Origin of the sequence: Pseudoclavibacter sp. CFCC 14310 (assembly GCF_008831165.1) — a bacterium.
Taxonomy (GTDB): domain Bacteria; phylum Actinomycetota; class Actinomycetes; order Actinomycetales; family Microbacteriaceae; genus Pseudoclavibacter_A.
Genome location: NZ_WBKC01000002.1, coordinates 760,150 through 778,908, shown reverse-complemented (window position 1 = coordinate 778,908; position 18,759 = coordinate 760,150). Strand labels below are relative to the sequence as shown.

The window sequence follows — 18,759 nt, the reverse complement described above, 5'->3', positions numbered from 1 at the left end:
ATGGTACTGCACGGGGGACCGTGTGGGAGAGTAGGACACCGCCGGAACATTATTCACGGAAGGCCACCCCGCTAGCGGGGTGGCCTTCCGTCGTTAACCACACACACGAACGCCAATCACACACGCACACGCCCAGTAGACTGCTCGACATGAGCTCTCTGCACGAAATGAGCGCGGTCGCTCTTCGAGCTCTGCTGCTTCGCGGCGAAGTGAGCCCGCTGGACGTCGTGCAGGCGTTCCTCGATCGTGTGCGATTCCTGGATTTCGCCGAGAGACCGATCGGAACTCCGCGCCCTATCGGTGCGTTCACCGAACTCAGCGCGGAATCTGCCCTGGAACGGGCACGCTCACTGACTCAGACGGGCATGCGTCTGCCACACTCGGCGGCACAGCATCCGCTCTGGGGGCTCGCACTGGCAGACAAGGATCTCTACGATCGCTCGGGCAGCGTGACCCGCTACGGCTCACGAGTGCACGCAACCACACCGGCGACCGAGACGCACCCAATGCTGGCGGCGACCGACGCTGCTGGAGCGGTGAGCATCGGGCGCACCAGCACTCCGGAGTTCGGTCTTTCTGGGTATACCGAACCTGATGCGGGGCGTCCCGCGCTGAACCCCTGGAAGCTCTCGCGCAACGCCGGCGGATCGAGCGGCGGTGCCGCGGCAGCCGTGGCCTCAGGAATGCTGCCCTTCGCGGTGGGCACCGACGGCGGCGGATCGGTTCGTATCCCGGCTGCCAGCTGCGGGCTGGTGGGGATGAAGCTGAGCCGCGACCTCTTCTGCCTGAAAGGCTTCGAAGCGCGACGGGCGACGCCGGCCGACGATCTGGCGCCAGACGCACCCGAGCTCGATCTGGTGGTGCCCGGGCCGATCGCACGCAGCGTCGCCGATGCGGCTCTGCTCGTCGACGGTCTGCTCGGCGGCCTCGCGAGGCTTCGTGGTGCCCGTCACCCGTACGCGAGCGGCCCTGGACGAAACGGGTCTTCTGCGACCCCGCTCGCAGATTCGGTGGCTCCTGCCAAGGTGCGCTCTGGCGAAGCGTCACCGGGCCGGCTTCGCGTCGGCGTGCTGCAGGGGAGCCCCTGGGACGCGTTCGTCCAGGTGCAGGTGTCGGTCGAGGCCGCGGCACAGGTGAGCAGAATCGCCGACCTGCTCGACGAAGGAGGCCATGACGTGCGCTCTCTGCGGCTGCCCGACTCGGTGGAGTACGGCCAGTCGTTCAGCGCTGTGTGGCAGATGGGCGCGGCCGGTCTGCCGATTCCCTCGAACCGCATCGACGAAGTCGAGCCGCTGACACAGTGGCTGATTCACAGCGGTCGCGCCCTTCCCAGGGCGACGAAGACGCGTGCACTGCGATACCTGCACGATTATGGAGAACGCGTGACGGCGGCGTTCGCTCCGTGGGATGTCGTGCTCACGCCCGCCTTGGCACTGACAGCTCGCCCGAACGGCTGGTTCGACACGGCGGATGCCCGTCGCAACTTCGCGGAGCAGGGAGCGTTCACGCCGTTCACCTCGTTCGTGAACGTGTCGGGCGCGCCGGCGATTGTGATTCCCACCGGGTTGGCACGAGACGGGCTGCCGCTCGGTGTGCAGCTGATCGGACGCCTCGGGCATGACGACCACCTGCTGCGCATCGCCGCCGAGATCGAACGTCTGGCAGCGTGGTCTGGGCACCCGTGGCTCTACCCGTAGGATGGACGTCATGTCTGGATTCCTGCAGCGTCTCACACAGCGGCATCGCGACGAAGCCACAACCGGCGAACGTCCGGGGGAGCAGCAGAGCTCCGGCACTCCTGCAAGCCACAGCAGCCTACCGACGACTCTGCCGAATGACGCCGGTGCAGAACCAACCGCCAAAGTGGTGCCGAATTCGCCGCTTGACGGGGCCGACGCGATCTTCGCCGACCTCGACGGCGTCGTCTACCGCGGCCCCGAGCCCGTGCCCGATGCCGTCGAGTCGCTGAACCTCGCGCAGCGCACCGGGCTGCAGGTCAGCTATCTGACGAACAACGCCTCACGCACGCCGAAGATGGTCGCCGACCAGCTCAACGCAATGGGTCTGCACGTTGCGGAGAATGACATCGTGACGAGCCCTCAGGCCGCCGTGCCGCTGCTCGCTGACCACATTGCCCCCGGTGCGGAGGTGCTCGTCGTCGGTGGTGTCGGGCTGCTCGAGGCCGTGCAGCAGGCCGGCTATCATGTGACCCGCACACAGAGCGAGCAGACCGCCGCCGTCGTGCAGGGCTTCGCCAAGGACGTCAGTTGGGCGGATCTGGCCGAGGCCGCCTACGCCGTCGCCGCAGGCGCCGTGTGGATCGGTACGAACCAGGACTGGACGCTGCCGAACGAACGCGGTCTGGCGCCTGGCAATGGAACGCTGCTCTCAGCTGTGCACACGGCGACGGGCACCTTCCCGACGATCGCAGGCAAGCCGGAGCGGCCGATTTTCGACGTTGCAGTCACCCGCTTTCGAGCGGCTCAGCCCCTGTTCATCGGAGATCGCCTCGACACCGACATCGAGGGAGCACGTCGTGTCGGCATCACCTCGGCCCACGTGCTGACCGGTGTGGACCAGGCGCGTGAGATCATCGAGGCAGCGCCAGAGCGACGGCCGGATTTTCTGCTGCAGACGCTGGCTGACCTGCACCGACCGTATCCAGTGCTCGAGATTGCGCCCAACGGAGCTGTCAGTGGACACTCTGTGGTGCGCATCGACGGAGCCGACGTCATCATCGAGCGCGGCGACCCGAGCGACATCGACACGCTGCGGGCCGCGGCCGCCGCTGTCTGGGAATGCAGCATCCCCGTCTCTGCGCTGCGCCTGCCCGAAGACCTCGTCGGCCCGCCGCGGTAGGATGCCGCACATGACGATGCCCGATCAGCAGATGCCCGAACGGCCGCAGCCGGCGAGCGACGAGAACGCAGCGATCGATCGTGCGCTGATCACATCGACGCTGCAGCGCATCGACGAGCTGCCGATCGATCAGCGTGCGGTCGAATACGAACATCTCTACGCCGATCTGAGCCGGCGGCTCGAACAGGCGGTCGGTCAGACCCAGCTGGGCGGGCGATGAACCCCACCGGCATCCGGCTTGATCAGGCGCTCGTCGAGCAATCGCTCGCACGATCTCGCACGCAGGCGCAGAAGCTCGTTCGCACGGGTCAGGTGACCCTCGACGGGCGCATCGTCGACAAGGCGTCGTATCCGGTTCACGCCGGACAGACGCTCGCCGTCAGCGGTGACCATCACTACGTGGGGCGTGCAGCGGGCAAGCTCATCGATGCGCTCGACGCGTTCCACATCGATGTCTCGGGCCGTGTCGCGCTCGACGCAGGCGCCTCTACAGGAGGATTCACCCAAGTGCTGCGCGAACGCGGCGCCGCACACGTCTTCGCCGTCGACGTCGGGCACGATCAGCTCGCTGCGGCGATCGCCGCAGACTCCGGAGTGAGCTCGATCGAAGGGGTCAACCTGCGCTGGTTCACGCGTGCCGAACTGGCCGCGGCCGCGTCGTGCGCAGTGTCGCCCGATCAGATCGACCTGGTCGTCGGCGACCTGTCGTTCATCTCGCTCACCCAGGTGCTGCCTCGACTGCACGAACAGCTCGATGCACACGACTTCGTGCTGCTGGTGAAGCCGCAGTTCGAAGTCGGCCGCGGTAACCTTGACCGTGGTGGTCTCGTGCACGATCCGGCCGGGCATCGGGCCGCCATCGAGCGTGTGGCCGCCTGCGCCGAGCAGATCGGCCTCGTCGTCGCCGGCATCACACGAACGAGCGTGGTGGGCGGCACCGGCAACCAGGAGTTTCCCATCTGGCTCACCCCGAACGGGGACAGAGCCGTCGACTGGCATGAGCGAGTCGACGAACTGATCGGCAGGAGGTGACGCATGGCCGTCAGCGCGCATTCGGCTCAGCCGACGCCCCGCGCCCGACAGCGACGGGCCGATCAGCCTCGGCGAGTGCTGCTCGTCGTGCACCCCAAACGCGAGGTGGCGCTGAAGTCGACTCAGACGACCCTGCGTCTGCTGCGTGAGTCGCATTTGGTGCCGGTGTTCCCGCCGGACGCGATCGCGCCGCTGCGCGAGTGGGGCATCGACATCGACGACGCCGAGGTGCTGGGCGAAGACTGCACCGGCCCGGATCTCGAGATCGTCATGGTGCTCGGCGGTGACGGCACGATTCTGCGCGCAGCAGAGCTGGTGCGGTTCGACGCCACACCGATCATCGGCGTGAACCTCGGACACGTGGGGTTTCTGGCCGAGAGCGAGCGTGGCGATCTCGTCGACGCAGTGCGGCACGTGGTCTCTCGCACCTATGAGGTCGAGGAGCGTCTCGCGCTGAACGTGCGGGTGTTCTCAGCAGGCCGTCTGCTCTTCCAAGACTGGGCGCTCAACGAAGTGACCATCGAGAAGCCGCGCAGCAACAAGATGATCACCGTCGACGTCAGCATCAACGATCGGCCGTTCACCGCGTTCGGATGTGACGGCGTGATGGTGAGCACGCCGACCGGCTCGACCGCCTACGCATTCTCAGCGGGCGGCCCGATCGTCTGGCCCAATCTCGAAGCGCTGCTCTTCGTTCCGCTGAACGCACACGCCCTGTTCGCGCGCCCGCTGGTGATCTCGCCGTACAGCTCGGTCAACGTGCAGTTGGGCGACGACGCCGATGGCGCCATCAGCTGGTGCGACGGTCGCCGCAGTCAGACGCTGCCTCCCGGGTCGCTCGTCCAGGTCGGTCGCTCGACCATTCCGGTTCGGCTCGCCCGCCTGCGACGTGGATCGTTCGTCGATCGTCTGGTGAACAAGTTCTCGCTGCCCTCGCTGAGCTGGCAGCAGCATGCCGTTCGCACGCGCGAGACGCAGGAGGCGCTGCAGGAGGCCGAGCGAATGCTCGACCTGGCCGAACCAGCGGCAGCCGAACAGGGGCGGGCCCGCCCAGAGGCCGACGAGAGCCCCGAGCGCACGAGCGGAGACCGCACGTGATCGACGAAGTTCGCATCGACGACCTCGGCGTCGTCGAGTCGGCGACCCTGGAGCTCGGTGCCGGGCTCACTGTCATCACCGGTGAGACCGGCGCGGGCAAGACCATGGTCGTCACCGCTCTGCAGCTGCTGCAGGGTGCGCGAGCAGACGCCTCACGCGTGCGTGCCGGCGCCGATCGCGCAGAGGTCTCGGGTCTGCTGCAGGTGTCTTCCGAGAGCGATGTCGCCCAGGCCGTCGAAGACGCCGGCGGAGAGATCGACGACGGCGATCTGATCGTGACTCGCCGACTCGCCGCCACCGGTCGCACTCGAGCCTGGCTTGGCGGCCATGCGGTGCCGAACGGCGTGCTCGCCGACACCATCGGTCAGCTGGTCTCGATTCACGGCCAGAGCGACCAGCTGCGGCTGCGCACCGCCGCTCAGCAGCGTGACGTGCTCGACGCGTTCGGCGGGCGAGAGCTGCGTGCCGCTGCAGAGGCCTTTCACGACGCCTATCGACGCTGGCGTGATCTCGACCGTCGGGCACGGGCGCTCGCCGACGACGCCGAGGCCCGTCGAGCCGAGGCAGACCGGCTGCGCGAAGAGATCGAGGCGGTCGAAGCCGTCTCGCCCCAGCCCGGGGAGCTCGACCAGATCGAGGCCCGTGTCGCACGGCTCGACGCCAGACAGGATCTGCTGCGTCGAGCCGGCGACGCCCGGCAGCGGCTCTCGGCCGACATCGACGCGGTGGCCGGCCCGCAGGACGTACTCGGTCTGCTCAGCGGTGCGCGCGCCGATCTTGAGAGCGCGGGCGATCCCGACCTGAGCGATCTTGCGACCCGGCTGCACGAGGTCGAGGCCATGACCCAGGATCTCTCTGGCGACCTCAGCTCCTACATCGCCGCGCTCGACGACGTGGGCGACGGCGAGCTGGCCGCGGCGCACGAGCGTCTCGACACGCTGCGAGACCTCGAACGTCGGTTCGGCGGCCTCGACGAGGCGATCTCCCTGCTGAACGACGGCAGCGCCAGACTGGCCGAACTCGACGCCGACGGCGACACCCGGGAGCAGCTCGCCGTCGCGCTCGCCGAGGCCCTCGACCAGCGCGACCTCACCGCGCGTCGCCTGAGCGACATCCGCCGCAGTGCTGCGCAGCGACTCAGCGAAGAGGTCACCGGCGAACTCGGAAGCCTCGCGATGCGCGACGCAGCGTTCGCCGTGCAGGTCATGCCGTGTGCGGTGGATGCGACCGGGGCAGACGAGGTGGCGTTCCTGCTGGCAGCGCACGCCGGTGCCGACCCGCTGCCGCTGGCACGATCGGCGAGCGGCGGCGAGCTGTCACGCGTCATGCTCGCTCTGGAGTTGCGACTGGCGGCGAGCGGCGACCTGGCGGATCGGACCTTCGTGTTCGACGAGGTCGACTCGGGGGTCGGCGGCGCGGCTGCCGTGCAGATCGGGCAGCGGCTGGCCAGACTCGCACGGCATGCGCAGGTGCTCGTCGTGACGCATCTGCCGCAGGTCGCGGCCTACGCCGATACGCATCTCGTCGTCACCAAGGTCGGAGACGAACGCGTCACGACCAGCGATGTGGTTCGCCTGGACGGCGAGCAGCGCGTGCACGAGCTCGCCCGCATGCTGGCCGGCCGCGTCAGCGACACCGCGCTGGCACATGCACACGAGCTGCTGGAGCAGTCCCGCATTGAGGCCGAATGAGAGAGCCGTGCATGAGCACCGCAGTCAGAGACATGATCAGAGCAACGACGACATCGCAGTGTTCGAAGACCGCTGCGAATGAGATAGGATGAAGACCCGTGGATAACGCGCAGAGCACTCGGACGGTAAAGCAGATCTTCGTGACCGGGGGCGTGGTCTCCTCGCTCGGAAAGGGCCTCACGGCGGCCAGTCTCGGCCATATTCTTCGAGCCAGCGGTGTGAGAGTCGTCATGCAGAAGCTCGACCCCTATCTCAATGTCGATCCCGGCACCATGAACCCGTTTCAGCACGGCGAGGTGTTCGTCACCGAAGACGGCGCCGAGACCGACCTGGACATCGGCCACTACGAGCGCTTTCTCGACATCAACCTGAACCAGGCGGCGAACGTGACCACCGGTCAGGTGTACAGCGAGGTCATCGCCAAAGAACGTCGTGGCGAATACCTCGGCGACACCGTGCAGGTCATTCCGCACATCACCAACGAGATCAAGCGTCGTATGCGCGCACAGGCCCATGGCGAGCACACGCCCGACGTGATCATCACCGAGATCGGCGGCACTGTCGGCGACATCGAGTCGCAGCCCTTCCTCGAGGCCGCCCGTCAGGTTCGTCAGGAGCTCGGCCGCGACAACGTGTTCTTCGTGCACGTCTCGCTGGTGCCCTACATCGGCCCCAGCGGCGAGCTCAAGACCAAGCCCACTCAGCACTCGGTTGCCGCACTGCGATCGATCGGCGTGCAGCCCGACGCCATCGTGCTGCGCTCGGATCGCCCCGTCGGCGACAGCATCAAGTCGAAGATCGCCCTGATGTGCAGCCTTGAGACCGGTGCGGTCGTGAACTGTCCGGATGCGTCGAGCATCTACGACATTCCGACCATCATCCACAGCGAGGGGCTCGACAAAGTCATCGCCGAGCAGCTGGGCCTGCAGACGCACGACGTCGACTGGTCCCGCTGGCAGCCGGTGCTCGACGCGGTGCACAACCCTAAGCACGAGGTCACCGTGGGGCTGGTCGGCAAGTACATCGATCTTCCCGACGCCTACCTGTCGGTCACCGAGGCGCTTCGAGCCGGCGGCTTCGCCCACACCACCAAGGTGAACGTGCGCTGGATCCCCTCAGACAGTCTGCTCGACGAACAGGTGCGCGAGCGCGAGCTCGGCGCCGTCGACGCGATCTGCGTGCCCGGCGGCTTCGGCATCCGCGGCATCGAGGGCAAGCTCGCCGCGCTCACCTTCGCCCGAGAGCAGGGCATCCCCACACTCGGGCTCTGCCTCGGACTGCAGTGCATGGTCATCGAATACGCACGTTCCGAGGCCGGCCTGACCGAGGCATCCTCAAGCGAGTTCGACCCGCAGACGCACGAACCGGTCATCGCGACCATGGCCGAGCAGGTCGACATCCTCGCCGAGGGCGACCTGGGCGGCACCATGCGACTTGGCTCGTACCCGGCTGCCTTGGCCGACGATTCGATCGTGGCCCAGGCCTATGGGAGCACCGACGTCACCGAACGTCACCGCCACCGCTACGAGGTGAACAACGTGTACCGCGATCGCATCGCCGCCGCCGGCCTGCGCTTCAGCGGCACGTCGCCCGACGGGCACCTCGTCGAGTTCGTCGAGCTGCCGGCCGATGTGCATCCCTACTACGTGGGCACGCAGGCGCACCCCGAGTTCAAATCACGCCCGACGGCTCCTCACCCGCTGTTCGCCGGGCTGATCGCCGCGGCGCTGGAGCGTCAGCAGGCCTCTCGTCTCTTCGACGTCGAGAACTCCACGACCGAGAGCTGAACCGACATGACCGACGAATCGGAGCTGTGCGACAGCGCAGAGCAGCATGAGATCCGCGAACGGCATCTCGATCTGCAGAGTCATGTCATCGATGTGACGAGCGAACGCTTCGACTACGACGGCGGGCAGCTCACCCGACAGTTCGTGGAGCATCCCGGTGCCGTCGGCGTGCTCGCGATCGACGACCTCGACCGTGTCGCGCTCGTTCACCAGTATCGCCATCCGGTTCGTGAGCGCCTCTGGGAAGTGCCCGCAGGTCTGCTCGATGTGCCCGGCGAGCTGCCGCTGGACGCGGCGAAGCGGGAGCTCGCCGAAGAGGCCGAGCTCGTCGCCGAACACTGGCTGCACCTCATCGACATGTACACCACGCCTGGCGGCAGCAACGAGCGGCTGCGCATGTATCGCGCCACCGGTCTCTCGCCGGCCGCGCACTTCGAGCGCACCGCCGAAGAGCAGGACATGGGCCTCACCTGGCGTGCCTTCGACGAAGTGCTCGACGCCGTGCTCTCCGGCCGTCTGCACAACCCGACGCTTGTGGTGTCCATCCTCGCTGAGGCCGCCAACCGCAGTCGTCGGGGCTGACCGAGGCCGCCATGCCTGCGGTCGACCGCGAGATCGACGCGTTCCTGCGCCACCTGCGCATCGAACGCGGCCTGTCTGAGAACACCGTGCGCAGCTATCGCTCCGACCTGCGCAGCTACACCGACTGGCTGGCCGAGCGAGGCGTCGTCGACCTGACCACCCTGACCGAACGCGATCTCAGCGAGTACCCGCAGTGGCTGGCCGACCATCGAGCCGAGGCCGGTCTGCCGACGGCAGCCACCACCACGGGCCGTATGCTCAGCGCGGTGCGCAGCCTGCACCGCCATCTCTTTCTCGACGGCCGCACCCCACACGACCCGGCCACTGTGCTCCATGCGCCCAAGAAGCCCAGCCGACTGCCCAAGGCTCTGTCGATCGACGAGGTGTCGCGGCTGCTCGGCGGGGTCGACGGCAGCGACCCGGAGTCGGTGCGCGACAGGGCCATCCTCGAATTCCTCTATGCCACCGGTGCCCGAGTGAGCGAACTCTGCGACGCACTGGTCGACGACGTTCAACACGTGGAACGAGCCGATGCCGACACGATCGACGTGGTCCGGCTGCGCGGCAAAGGCGGCAAGCAGCGCGTCGTGCCGTTCGGCTCCTATGCGCGAGCCGCGCTGGACGCCTACCTGGTCAGGGTGCGTCCAGCCCTCGCCGCGAGGGGGAGGGGCGGAGCGCATCTGTTTCTCGGCGTGCGCGGCGGGCGCCTCTCGCGACAGGCGGTGTGGACGATCATCAAACGCGCAGCGGCTCGCGTCGACCTCGAGCATCGAGTGTCACCGCACGTGCTGCGGCACTCCTTCGCCACACATCTGCTCGCCGGCGGGGCTGACATCCGCATCGTTCAAGAGATGCTCGGGCACGCGTCGGTGACGACCACGCAGGTCTACACGCGTGTCACGCAGGAGCACCTGCGACAGGTCTACGCGACCAGCCACCCGCGGGCGCATCGCTGACGGTGCCGGGCCGCACACACGTCAGCCGAGGGCGTCGGCGTCGAGCCGCTCGTGATGCATGAGTCAGGCGACGGGTAGACTATGCGGCGTGAATGATTTTCCCGTGCCCCAGCCGTTGACCAGCCACGGCCCTGCACGCGTGATCGCGATGTGCAATCAGAAGGGCGGCGTCGGCAAGACCACCACGACGGTGAGTCTGGGCGCGGCGCTCGTCGAGTACGGGCGGCGCGTGCTGCTTGTCGACTTCGATCCGCAGGGCGCACTCTCGGCGTCGCTCGGCGTTCAGACGATGGACGACCCCACGATCTACGACCTGTTGATGGGCACGGTCAAAGACACACGCTCGGTTATCGTGCCGAGTCTCATCCAAGACCTCGACGTGCTGCCCGCCAACATCGACCTCTCAGCCGCCGAGCTGCAGCTGGTCAACGAGGTGGCCCGCGAACAGGCCCTGAGCCGTGCCCTGCGGCAGGTCACCGGTGACTACGACGTCATTCTGGTCGATTGCCAGCCCTCCCTCGGCCTGCTCGCCATCAACGCGCTCACCGCGGCGCACGGTGTGCTGATTCCGCTGGAGGCCGAGTACTTCGCCCTGCGCGGCGTCGCTCTGCTCGTCGAGACGGTCGAGAAGGTGCAGGACCGGCTCAACCCCGCGCTCGAACTCGACGGCATTCTGATCACCATGTTCGACTCGCGAACGCTGCACGCCCGCGAGGTGTCGGCGCGCGTGCGCGAGGCGTTCGGCGACAAGGTCTTCGACACCGTGATTCCGCGCACCGTCAAGTTTCCCGACGCGTCGGTCGCGGCCCGCCCGATCACCGAGTTCGCCAGCAGCCACCCGGCGGCCGAGGCGTATCGGCGCGTCGCCAGAGAACTGATCTCGCGTGGCGGAGCGCCCTGACGCCGAGCCCGGCTTCGCTGTCCGGCTCGACAACTTCGACGGCCCGTTCGACCTGCTGCTGACGCTGGTCAGCCGTCACGAGCTCGACGTCACAGAGATCTCGCTGAGCGCGGTCACCACCGAATTCGTGGCTTATGCGCGGGCGCTCGACGAAGCCGGGCAGCTGGAGCAGGCCAGCCAGTTCATCGTGATCGCTGCGACCCTGCTCGATATGAAGGTCGCCAGTCTGCTGCCACGCGGCGAGGCCGTCGACGACGAGGACATCGCCGCGCTCGAGGCGCGTGACCTGCTCTTCGCCCGGCTGCTGCAGTACCGGGCGTTCAAACAGGTCTCTGCCTGGTTCGCGACGCACCTCGAAAGCGAGCGGCTGCGCGTGCCGCGCACCGCTGGCGCCGCAGCCGAGATCGATCTCACCCCGCCCGAGCTGGTCTGGACGACGTCGCTCGACGACTTCGCGGTTATCGCTCGACTTGCTCTGGCCCCCAAGACCCCGCCGACCATCGGACTCGCGCATCTGCACGCACCGGCGGTCAGCATCCGCGAGCAGGCAGCCGTGCTCGTCGCACGTCTGCGCGCCACAGGCCAGGCGACGTTCCAAGAGCTCATCGCCGACTCCGACAGCAGGGGAGTCATCGTCGCCCGCTTTCTGGCTGTGCTCGAGCTCTACCGTGAGGCGGCGATCACCTATGAGCAGATCGAGCCGCTGGGGCCGCTCAGCGTACGCTGGACAGGCCAGCACTGGAGCGACGATCAGCTCGCCGCGCTGGGAGCCGACTACGACCAATGACCGAGAGGACGCCATGAGCGAGAGCGAACAGCTCGTCGCAGCCAACGAACTGGCGCAGCTGCCGGTGCGTGCCCGCCTCGAAGCGGTGCTGATCGCCGCCGACCACCCGATCGACACGATCTCGCTGGCCGCAGCGGTCGAGACGCCCGTGCCCGAGGTCGCTCAGGCACTGGACGAGCTGCGCGCCGACTACGACGCGCCCCCGGTGCGAGGGTTCGAGCTGCGACAGATCGCCGGCGGCTGGCAGCTCTACGTGCGTGCCGGCTGCGAACAGGTCGTGCGCCGCATGATCGAGGAGCAGACCCCGCCCAGACTCTCGCAGGCCGCACTCGAGACCCTCTCGGTGATCGCCTACAAACAGCCGATCAGTCGCGGTCAGATCGCCTCGATCCGTGCGGTCAACGTCGACTCGGTCGTGCGCACACTGCTCGCACGCGGGCTGATCGCCGAGGCCTATGTCGACGAGCAGACCCAGGCGACCTTCTTCGAGACGACCGACCTGCTGCTCAGCCACCTCGGCATCGACTCGCTCGCCGACCTGCCACCCATTTCCGACCTGCTTCCGGAGGACCCTGAAGATGACGACCTCAGCTGACCACACCCCGCGCGCCGACGGCGAACGCCTGCAGAAGGTGATGGCCGCCGCCGGGGTGGCGTCTCGTCGCGCGAGCGAAGAGCTCATCGCCGCCGGGCGAGTCACGGTGAACGGGCGCGTGGTGCGCGAACTCGGCTCTCGAGTGAGGCCCGACGACCGCATCGAGGTCGACGGCCTGGTGATCGTCACCGACCCCGATCTGCGCTACTACGCGCTCAACAAGCCGGCCGGCGTGGTGAGCACCATGAGCGACGAGCGGGGCCGCCCCGATCTCAGCCGCTACGTGACCGCCGAGACCGGACGCATCTTCAACGTCGGTCGTCTCGACGAGGCGACGCACGGGCTGCTGCTGCTGACCAACGACGGCGAGCTCGCACATCGGCTGATGCATCCCTCATTCGAGATCGACAAGGTGTACGTCGCCCTCGTGCGCGGCAAGGTCGCGCCGCGCACCCTCGCCGAGCTACGTGAGGGCATCGTGCTCGATGACGGGCCGATCGCCGCCGACCGCGCTCGTGTGCTCGACGCCAGCCGTGACCAAACCATGGTCGAGGTGACCCTGCACTCCGGGCGCAACCGTATCGTCCGCCGCATGTTCGGGCACGTCGGCCACCCGGTCATTGAGCTGACTCGGCGTCAGTTCGGCCCCGTTCACCTCGGCACGCTGCGTGAGGGTCAGATGCGCCCGCTGACCAGTGACGAAGTCGGCCGGCTGCTCAAGCAGACCGGCGATGCGGTCGCGCCACAGGGTGCCGCACCCGAGAACGACTAGACTGGCCCGATATGAGCATCAGTCACGATCTCGCGCGCACCCCGTCACCGGTGCTCATCATCGGCACCGGGCTGCTGGGCGCCAGCATCGGCCTCGCTTTGATGCAGCGCGGTGTCGAGGTGCTGCTCTCTGACATCTCGCCCAGCGCGCTGGCGCTCGCAGCCGACTACGGCGCAGGTCGTGCCTTGGCCGACGGCGACCAGCCGGTGCTCGTGGTCGTCGCGGTGCCGCCTGAGATCGCGGCGGATGCCGTGGCCGAGCAGCTGCGTCGCTGGCCCGACGCCGTGGTCACCGACGTCACCAGCGTGAAGGCGCAGATCGTGCGGGCGCTGATCGACGAAGGCGCCGATCTCGATCGCTATCTGGGCTCGCACCCGATGGCGGGGCGTGAGCGCGGCGGGCCGATCTCGGCGCGGGCCGACCTCTTTCGCGGCCAGCCGTGGGTGATCGCCGAGCACAAGCACGTCACCGCTCACGCGCTCGAGACCGTCGAACGACTCGCACTTGACGTCGAAGCTGTACCGGTGCATCTCGACCCCGTGCAGCACGACCGGGCCGTCGCCCTGATCTCGCATGTGCCTCAAGTCGTCGCCACGCTGCTGGCCGGTCGGCTCGTCGACGGCACGCCGTCACAGATCTCTCTTGCCGGGCAGGGGCTTCGCGACACGACGCGTATCGCCGCCAGCGACCCGGGGCTCTGGCTGCAGATCCTCGCCGCGAACTCTGACGAGGTGACCAGCGTGCTGCGTGCCCTGCGCGATGACCTCGACGCGATGATCCACGATCTCGAAGACGTCGACCGTGCCGGTGCACGCCGCGAGATCACCGAGCTGTTCATCGCAGGCAACACCGGAGTGCGTCGTATCCCCGGCAAGCACGGCACCGATGCCGAATTCTCGACGACGATCGTGTTCGTCGACGACAGGCCGGGCGAACTCGCGCGTCTCTTCGCCGAGATCGGCGAGATCGGCATCAACATCGAAGATCTGCGTCTGGAGCACTCGCCCAAGGCCGAGTTCGGGCTCGCCGAGGTCTCGGTGCTGCCCGAACGCGTCGAAGAGCTGACCAGAGCACTGAAGGAGCGCGGATGGCGGTTGAGTCGATGACTGAGACACGCACACCGGCGGCCGCACCCAAGCCGGTCATCATCGCCCTGGACGGGCCGGCGGGCAGCGGCAAGTCAAGCACTGCGAAGGCAGTTGCAGAACGCCTGCACTACGCACATCTCGACACCGGCGCCTGGTACCGAGTGCTCACGCTGATCGCGCTGCGCACCGAAGTCGATCCGCACGACGAGGCCGCCGTACGGGGGCTGCTCGACGCGTTCGATCAGATCATCGCCCAGGCCTTCGACCACTCGCACATCCTGATTCGGGGGCGCGACGTCTCTGCCGAGATCCGCACGCACGAGGTGAGCGGTGCGGTGAGCCGCTACTCGCAGCTGCCCATCGTACGCGACCATCTCAACACTGCCTTCCGCCACCTCGCCGCGACCACGTCGGCGCCCGGCGTCGTCGCCGAGGGGCGCGACATCACCACGGTCACCTTTCCGCAGGCCGAGGTTCGGGTGCTGCTCACCGCATCCGCCGACGCCCGCGCCCGCAGGCGAGCCGCACAGATCGGTGAAGCCGACGTGGCATCCATCGCACGCAGCATCTCGGAGCGTGACGCCCGCGATCTCAGCGTGGTCGACTTCATGCGCCCGGCCGACGGCGTGACGCTCATCGACACCAGCGATCTCACCCTCGAGCAGGTCACTGATAAAGTTGCGGGGCTCGTTCCTGCGGCGGCGGGCACCGGCACGAACCTTCCATCTCATCCTCAGACTCAGGAGTCACATGGCTGAATCACGCGAACCGATCGACCCCGAGTTCGGCGCCACCAGCGCAGATGAGCTCGCTGCCCGTCTGCAGCACATCGAACCCGAGATCGAGCAGCAGGTCGCCGACGTGGCACGCGCCGAGCTCGACGACTACGACCTCGAGCCCGAAGACGCGGCGGTGCTGGCCAGCGGCGACGAGACGCCCGATGCGCAGGCGGCTCGTCCTGCCCCGCCCGTGCTGGCCGTGATCGGCCGCCCGAACGTGGGCAAGTCATCACTCGTCAACCGCGTGCTCGGCCACCGTGAGGCCGTCGTCGAAGACACTCCCGGTGTCACCCGCGATCGTGTGTCGTACGACGCCGAGTGGAACGGTCAGCCCTTCAGACTGGTCGACACCGGCGGCTGGGAGCTCGAGGCCAAAGGCCTCGACCGGTCGGTGGCCGAACAAGCGGAGCTGGCCATCGAAGAGGCCGACGGCGTGCTCTTCGTGGTGGATGCAAAGGTGGGGCCGACTTCGACCGACGAGCAGCTGGTGGCCGTGCTGCGGCGCTCGGGCAAGCCTGTGCTGCTGGTCGCCAACAAGGTCGACGCAGGTGGCCAGGAGGCCGAGGTCGCGGCGCTCTGGAGCCTCGGCCTCGGTGAGCCGCACCCTGTCTCGGCGCTGCACGGACGTGGCAGCGGCGATCTGCTCGACGCGGTGATCAAGATGCTGCCGAAGGAGTCGAAGGTTGCGCAGCAGCAGCCTGGCGGGCCGCGTCGTGTGGCCATCATCGGCCGCCCGAACGTGGGCAAGTCGAGCCTGCTGAACAAGGCGACCGGCTCGACGCGCGCCGTGGTCAACGACCTGGCCGGTACTACGCGCGACCCGGTCGACGAGCTGGTCACCATTCTCGGCACGACCTGGCGCTTCGTCGACACCGCAGGCATCCGTCGTCGCGTGCACCTGCAGCAGGGCAGCGACTACTACGCAACGCTGCGCACACAGTCTGCGCTCGACCGTGCCGAGGTCGCCATCGTGGTGATCGACGTGAGCCAGAGCATCTCTGACCAGGATCTGCGCATCATCGACATGGTGCTCGAAGCCGGTCGCGCGCTCGTGCTCGCGTTCAACAAGTGGGATCTGCTCGACGACGAACGCCGCCCCCAGCTCGAGCGTGAGATCGAGCAGCGCCTCGGCCATGTGGCTTGGGCGCCTCGGGTGAACCTCTCGGCCAAGACCGGTCGTCATCTCGAGAAGCTGGTGCCCGCCCTGCAGGCCGCGCTTGAAGGCTGGGACACCCGTGTGCCCACCGGCAAGTTCAACGCGTTCATCCACGAGCTCACCCAGGCGAACCCGCACCCGCTGCGCGGCGGAAAGCAGCCTCGCATCCTGTTCGGCACGCAGGCGGACACACAGCCGCCGACCTTCGTGCTCTTCACCAGCGGCTTCATGGACCCGCAGTATCGACGCTTCATCACACGTCGCCTGCGCGAGGTCTACGGGTTCGTCGGCACGCCCATTCGCATCAACATGCGTGTTCGCGAGAAGCGCGGTCGCAAGTAAGACCAGCTCTGGCACACGCTGTTGCAGGTTGCAGGTTGCAGGTTGCCTCTAGCGGTATGCCTCTCTCCGCCCTCAGCCCACCGTCCGGCCCCGGCAGCTCGACAGCAGCGCGAAGCTCGCCGACCCCGCAGTTCGCGTCCCTCAATCTCAGTTCGCCGGCCGCACCGCGCACTTCGCAGACACCCCGCAGCTCGTCGATCCCAGTCAGACGTGGAGCGCAGTGCAGCCGTGCACCGTTTCGCCAAGACTGACACCGTTCCGCTGAGACTGTGGTGATCTCAGCGGAACTGTGTCCATCCCAGCGGAACCGTGCTCGGTATTGGGGCTGGTGCAGTGCCGGCTGGTGCCGGAGCAGCGCTGTGCAGCGCTGGTGCTGCGCTGAGGCACAGGCTTCAGCGAGGTCAGCTGGCGGCGAGGCGCCGACGCTCGGTCTCGACGTCGAAGTCGGCCTTCGGCCAGGTGAGCGCGAGATCTTCGAGGGTCTCAATGAGGATGCGCTGCACAGCGGCACGGGAGTACTGCTTCGAATCGGCGGGAACGACATGCCAGGGCGCCACCGCAGTCGAGGTGCGCTGGATGGCGATCTGATACGCCTCTTGGTAGGCGGGCCAGAGCTCGCGTTCGTCAACGTCGTTGGGGGAGTACTTCCAGTGCTTGTCAGGTCGATCGAGTCGTGACTCAAGACGCCGACGCTGTTCGTCCTTCGAGATGTGCAGCATCACCTTGACCACAGTGGTGCCCTGTTCAGTGAGCTCCGCCTCGAAGTCGTTGATGATGCCGTAGCGCTGTTCGACCACCTCTGCGGGCGAGAGGTGGCGCACTCGATGCACCAGGACATCCTCATAATGAGAACGATCGAAGACGCCGATCAGACCGATCGCCGGCAGCTCTCTGCGAATGCGCCAGAGAAAGTCGTGCTTGAGCTCGACTGGCGTGGGCTTCTTGAACCCATGGATGTGGGTGCCCTGCGGGTCGACGTTGCCGATCACGTGTTTGACGATGCCGCCTTTGCCTGCGGTGTCCATGGCCTGCAGCACGAGCAGCAGCGAACGCTTCGCTCCGGTTTCGGTGCGGCCGTTGGCGAAGAGCATCTCCTGGAGGTCGGCGAGATCTCCGGCCGTGTCTGCGAGGTAGTCGTCGGCGTCGCAGCCTTTGCGCCAGCCCGGTGTCGAAGCCGGGTCGACGGCTGACAGATCGAAGTGCTCGCCCTCGGCGCGCAGCAGTGCGCGCGGGCTCTCTTTCCATGGATTCTTCATGTGCTCATGGTATCGGGATGTGCCCATGGCGCCGGGCTGCACGGCATCCCCAGCGGCGGCGTGCACGGACGGCGCACGCGATCGGGTGGCGCTGACGGACGAGTGCGTAGAATGTACGGCGTGATCATCGCAACGCACAACGGCAAATTCCACGCAGACGACGTCTTCGGCGTCACACTGCTTCTTCAGCTCTACCCAGACGCCACGGTGGTGCGCTCGCGAGATCCGAAGGTGCTCGACAGTGCAGACATCGTGCTCGACGTGGGCGGCGTCTACGACCCGAAGAAGCTGCGCTTCGACCATCACCAGAAGACCTCCGGCGCACGCGACAACGGCATTCTCTACTCGGCGTTCGGGCTGCTCTGGCAGCACTACGGCATGGAGTTCTGCGACGGGGACGAAGACGTCTGGAAGCGCATCGACCGCAGCCTGGTGCAGTGCATCGATGCGGGCGACAACGGACAGGACCTCTACACCCTGAACGACTTTCGTGCTCGCCCCATCGAGATCAGCGAGGTGCTGGGCTGGTTCAACCCGGTCACACTGGTCGGCGAAGAAGACTTCGACGAGCAGTTCATGGTCGCAGTCAAGGTGGCCACACACCTGCTCAAGCGTCTGCTGCTCAAATCTCGTGACGCCATCGAGGGCAAGCGCTACTTTTCCCGTGCCTATGACCAGACTCCTGATCCGCGGTACGTCGTACTCGACCAGTTCGTGCCGCACGGCGGCATCGCGAGCAAGCAGCCTCTGCTGCAGTTCGTGGTCTTTCCCAATGCCAACGGCGACTGGGCTATCAAGACCGTGCAGGTCGACTCTGCGAGCTTCGAATCTCGCGTGCTGCTGCCTGAAGCCTGGCGCGGTGCTGATCAAGAGCACCTCGCCGAACTGACTGGGGTGCCCGACGTCGTGTTCACGCACAAAGTGGGGTTCATCGGTGCGGCGAAGACCAAAGAAGGCGCGCTCAAGATGCTGAAACAGGCGCTTGAGCAGCCCGAGTCTGCGGAGTTCGACCGCACAGCGAAGCAGGAGCTGGTCGCAGCTGACGCAGAAGACGGCGTGACTGCCGCCGAGTAGAGCT

18 protein-coding genes are annotated in these 18,759 nt (G+C 67.1%); 17 read left to right on the top strand and 1 reads right to left on the bottom strand.

Annotated elements, in window-relative coordinates; genetic code table 11:
* Positions 1–149 precede the first annotated feature (149 nt).
* From F8O06_RS07360 to der, 16 genes are all read left to right on the top strand, one after another.
* A complete protein-coding gene (locus F8O06_RS07360; RefSeq protein WP_158038185.1) occupies positions 150–1,697 on the top strand; it encodes an amidase in 1,548 nt (515 codons plus the stop codon).
* A gap of 10 nt (positions 1,698–1,707) precedes the next feature.
* Positions 1,708–2,859, top strand: a complete 1,152-nt coding sequence (locus F8O06_RS07355) for an HAD-IIA family hydrolase (protein ID WP_158038184.1) — start codon at positions 1,708–1,710, stop codon at positions 2,857–2,859.
* A gap of 10 nt (positions 2,860–2,869) precedes the next feature.
* A complete protein-coding gene (locus tag F8O06_RS07350; protein WP_158038183.1) occupies positions 2,870–3,079 on the top strand; it encodes a hypothetical protein in 210 nt (69 codons plus the stop codon).
* Positions 3,076–3,891, top strand: coding sequence for a TlyA family RNA methyltransferase (locus F8O06_RS07345; RefSeq protein WP_158038182.1), 816 nt, complete (start codon positions 3,076–3,078; stop codon positions 3,889–3,891). The genes F8O06_RS07350 and F8O06_RS07345 overlap by 4 nt, the downstream gene beginning before the upstream one ends.
* Positions 3,892–3,894: 3 nt before the next feature.
* On the top strand, positions 3,895–4,989 hold the full coding sequence (locus F8O06_RS07340) for an NAD kinase (RefSeq protein ID WP_158038181.1): 1,095 nt from the start codon (positions 3,895–3,897) through the stop codon (positions 4,987–4,989).
* Positions 4,986–6,680, top strand: coding sequence for a DNA repair protein RecN (gene recN, locus F8O06_RS07335; protein WP_158038180.1), 1,695 nt, complete (start codon positions 4,986–4,988; stop codon positions 6,678–6,680). Before F8O06_RS07340 ends, recN begins: the two co-directional genes overlap by 4 nt.
* A gap of 98 nt (positions 6,681–6,778) precedes the next feature.
* Positions 6,779–8,467 carry a CTP synthase gene (locus F8O06_RS07330; protein WP_158038179.1) on the top strand — a complete coding sequence of 563 codons (1,689 nt, stop codon included), beginning with the start codon at positions 6,779–6,781 and terminating at the stop codon, positions 8,465–8,467.
* A gap of 6 nt (positions 8,468–8,473) precedes the next feature.
* Positions 8,474–9,049: an NUDIX domain-containing protein gene (locus F8O06_RS07325; RefSeq protein WP_158038178.1), complete on the top strand. Its 576-nt coding sequence runs from the start codon at positions 8,474–8,476 to the stop codon at positions 9,047–9,049.
* 11 nt (positions 9,050–9,060) lie between these two features.
* Positions 9,061–10,005 carry a site-specific tyrosine recombinase XerD gene (xerD, locus tag F8O06_RS07320; RefSeq protein WP_158038177.1) on the top strand — a complete coding sequence of 315 codons (945 nt, stop codon included), beginning with the start codon at positions 9,061–9,063 and terminating at the stop codon, positions 10,003–10,005.
* A gap of 58 nt (positions 10,006–10,063) precedes the next feature.
* The gene (locus F8O06_RS07315; RefSeq protein ID WP_158031700.1) at positions 10,064–10,906 is read left to right on the top strand and encodes a ParA family protein; all 843 of its coding nucleotides are present in this window, start codon (positions 10,064–10,066) and stop codon (positions 10,904–10,906) included.
* A complete protein-coding gene (locus F8O06_RS07310; RefSeq protein WP_158038176.1) occupies positions 10,890–11,693 on the top strand; it encodes a segregation and condensation protein A in 804 nt (267 codons plus the stop codon). The genes F8O06_RS07315 and F8O06_RS07310 overlap by 17 nt, the downstream gene beginning before the upstream one ends.
* 13 nt (positions 11,694–11,706) lie before the next feature.
* On the top strand, positions 11,707–12,288 hold the full coding sequence (scpB, locus tag F8O06_RS07305; RefSeq protein WP_158038175.1) for an SMC-Scp complex subunit ScpB: 582 nt from the start codon (positions 11,707–11,709) through the stop codon (positions 12,286–12,288).
* The gene (locus tag F8O06_RS07300; protein WP_158038174.1) at positions 12,272–13,060 is read left to right on the top strand and encodes a pseudouridine synthase; all 789 of its coding nucleotides are present in this window, start codon (positions 12,272–12,274) and stop codon (positions 13,058–13,060) included. The genes scpB and F8O06_RS07300 overlap by 17 nt, the downstream gene beginning before the upstream one ends.
* 11 nt (positions 13,061–13,071) lie before the next feature.
* Complete coding sequence (locus F8O06_RS07295) at positions 13,072–14,166, top strand: prephenate dehydrogenase (protein ID WP_158038173.1); 1,095 nt, start codon at positions 13,072–13,074, stop codon at positions 14,164–14,166.
* Complete coding sequence (gene cmk / locus F8O06_RS07290; protein ID WP_192496886.1) at positions 14,163–14,906, top strand: (d)CMP kinase; 744 nt, start codon at positions 14,163–14,165, stop codon at positions 14,904–14,906. The genes F8O06_RS07295 and cmk overlap by 4 nt, the downstream gene beginning before the upstream one ends.
* Entirely contained in the window at positions 14,899–16,425 is a 1,527-nt protein-coding gene (gene der / locus F8O06_RS07285) for a ribosome biogenesis GTPase Der (protein WP_158031694.1), read from the top strand. The genes cmk and der overlap by 8 nt, the downstream gene beginning before the upstream one ends.
* 401 nt (positions 16,426–16,826) lie before the next feature.
* On the opposite strand, the gene F8O06_RS07280 is transcribed toward der, so the two are convergent.
* Positions 16,827–17,681 (bottom strand): polyphosphate kinase 2 family protein, encoded by an 855-nt coding sequence (locus tag F8O06_RS07280; protein ID WP_158038171.1) that lies wholly within the window; start codon positions 17,679–17,681, stop codon positions 16,827–16,829.
* Positions 17,682–17,801: 120 nt separating this feature from the next.
* On the opposite strand from F8O06_RS07280, the gene F8O06_RS07275 reads away from it, so the two are divergent.
* Positions 17,802–18,755, top strand: a complete 954-nt coding sequence (locus tag F8O06_RS07275; protein ID WP_158038170.1) for an MYG1 family protein — start codon at positions 17,802–17,804, stop codon at positions 18,753–18,755.
* The last annotated feature ends 4 nt before the right edge of the window (positions 18,756–18,759 follow it).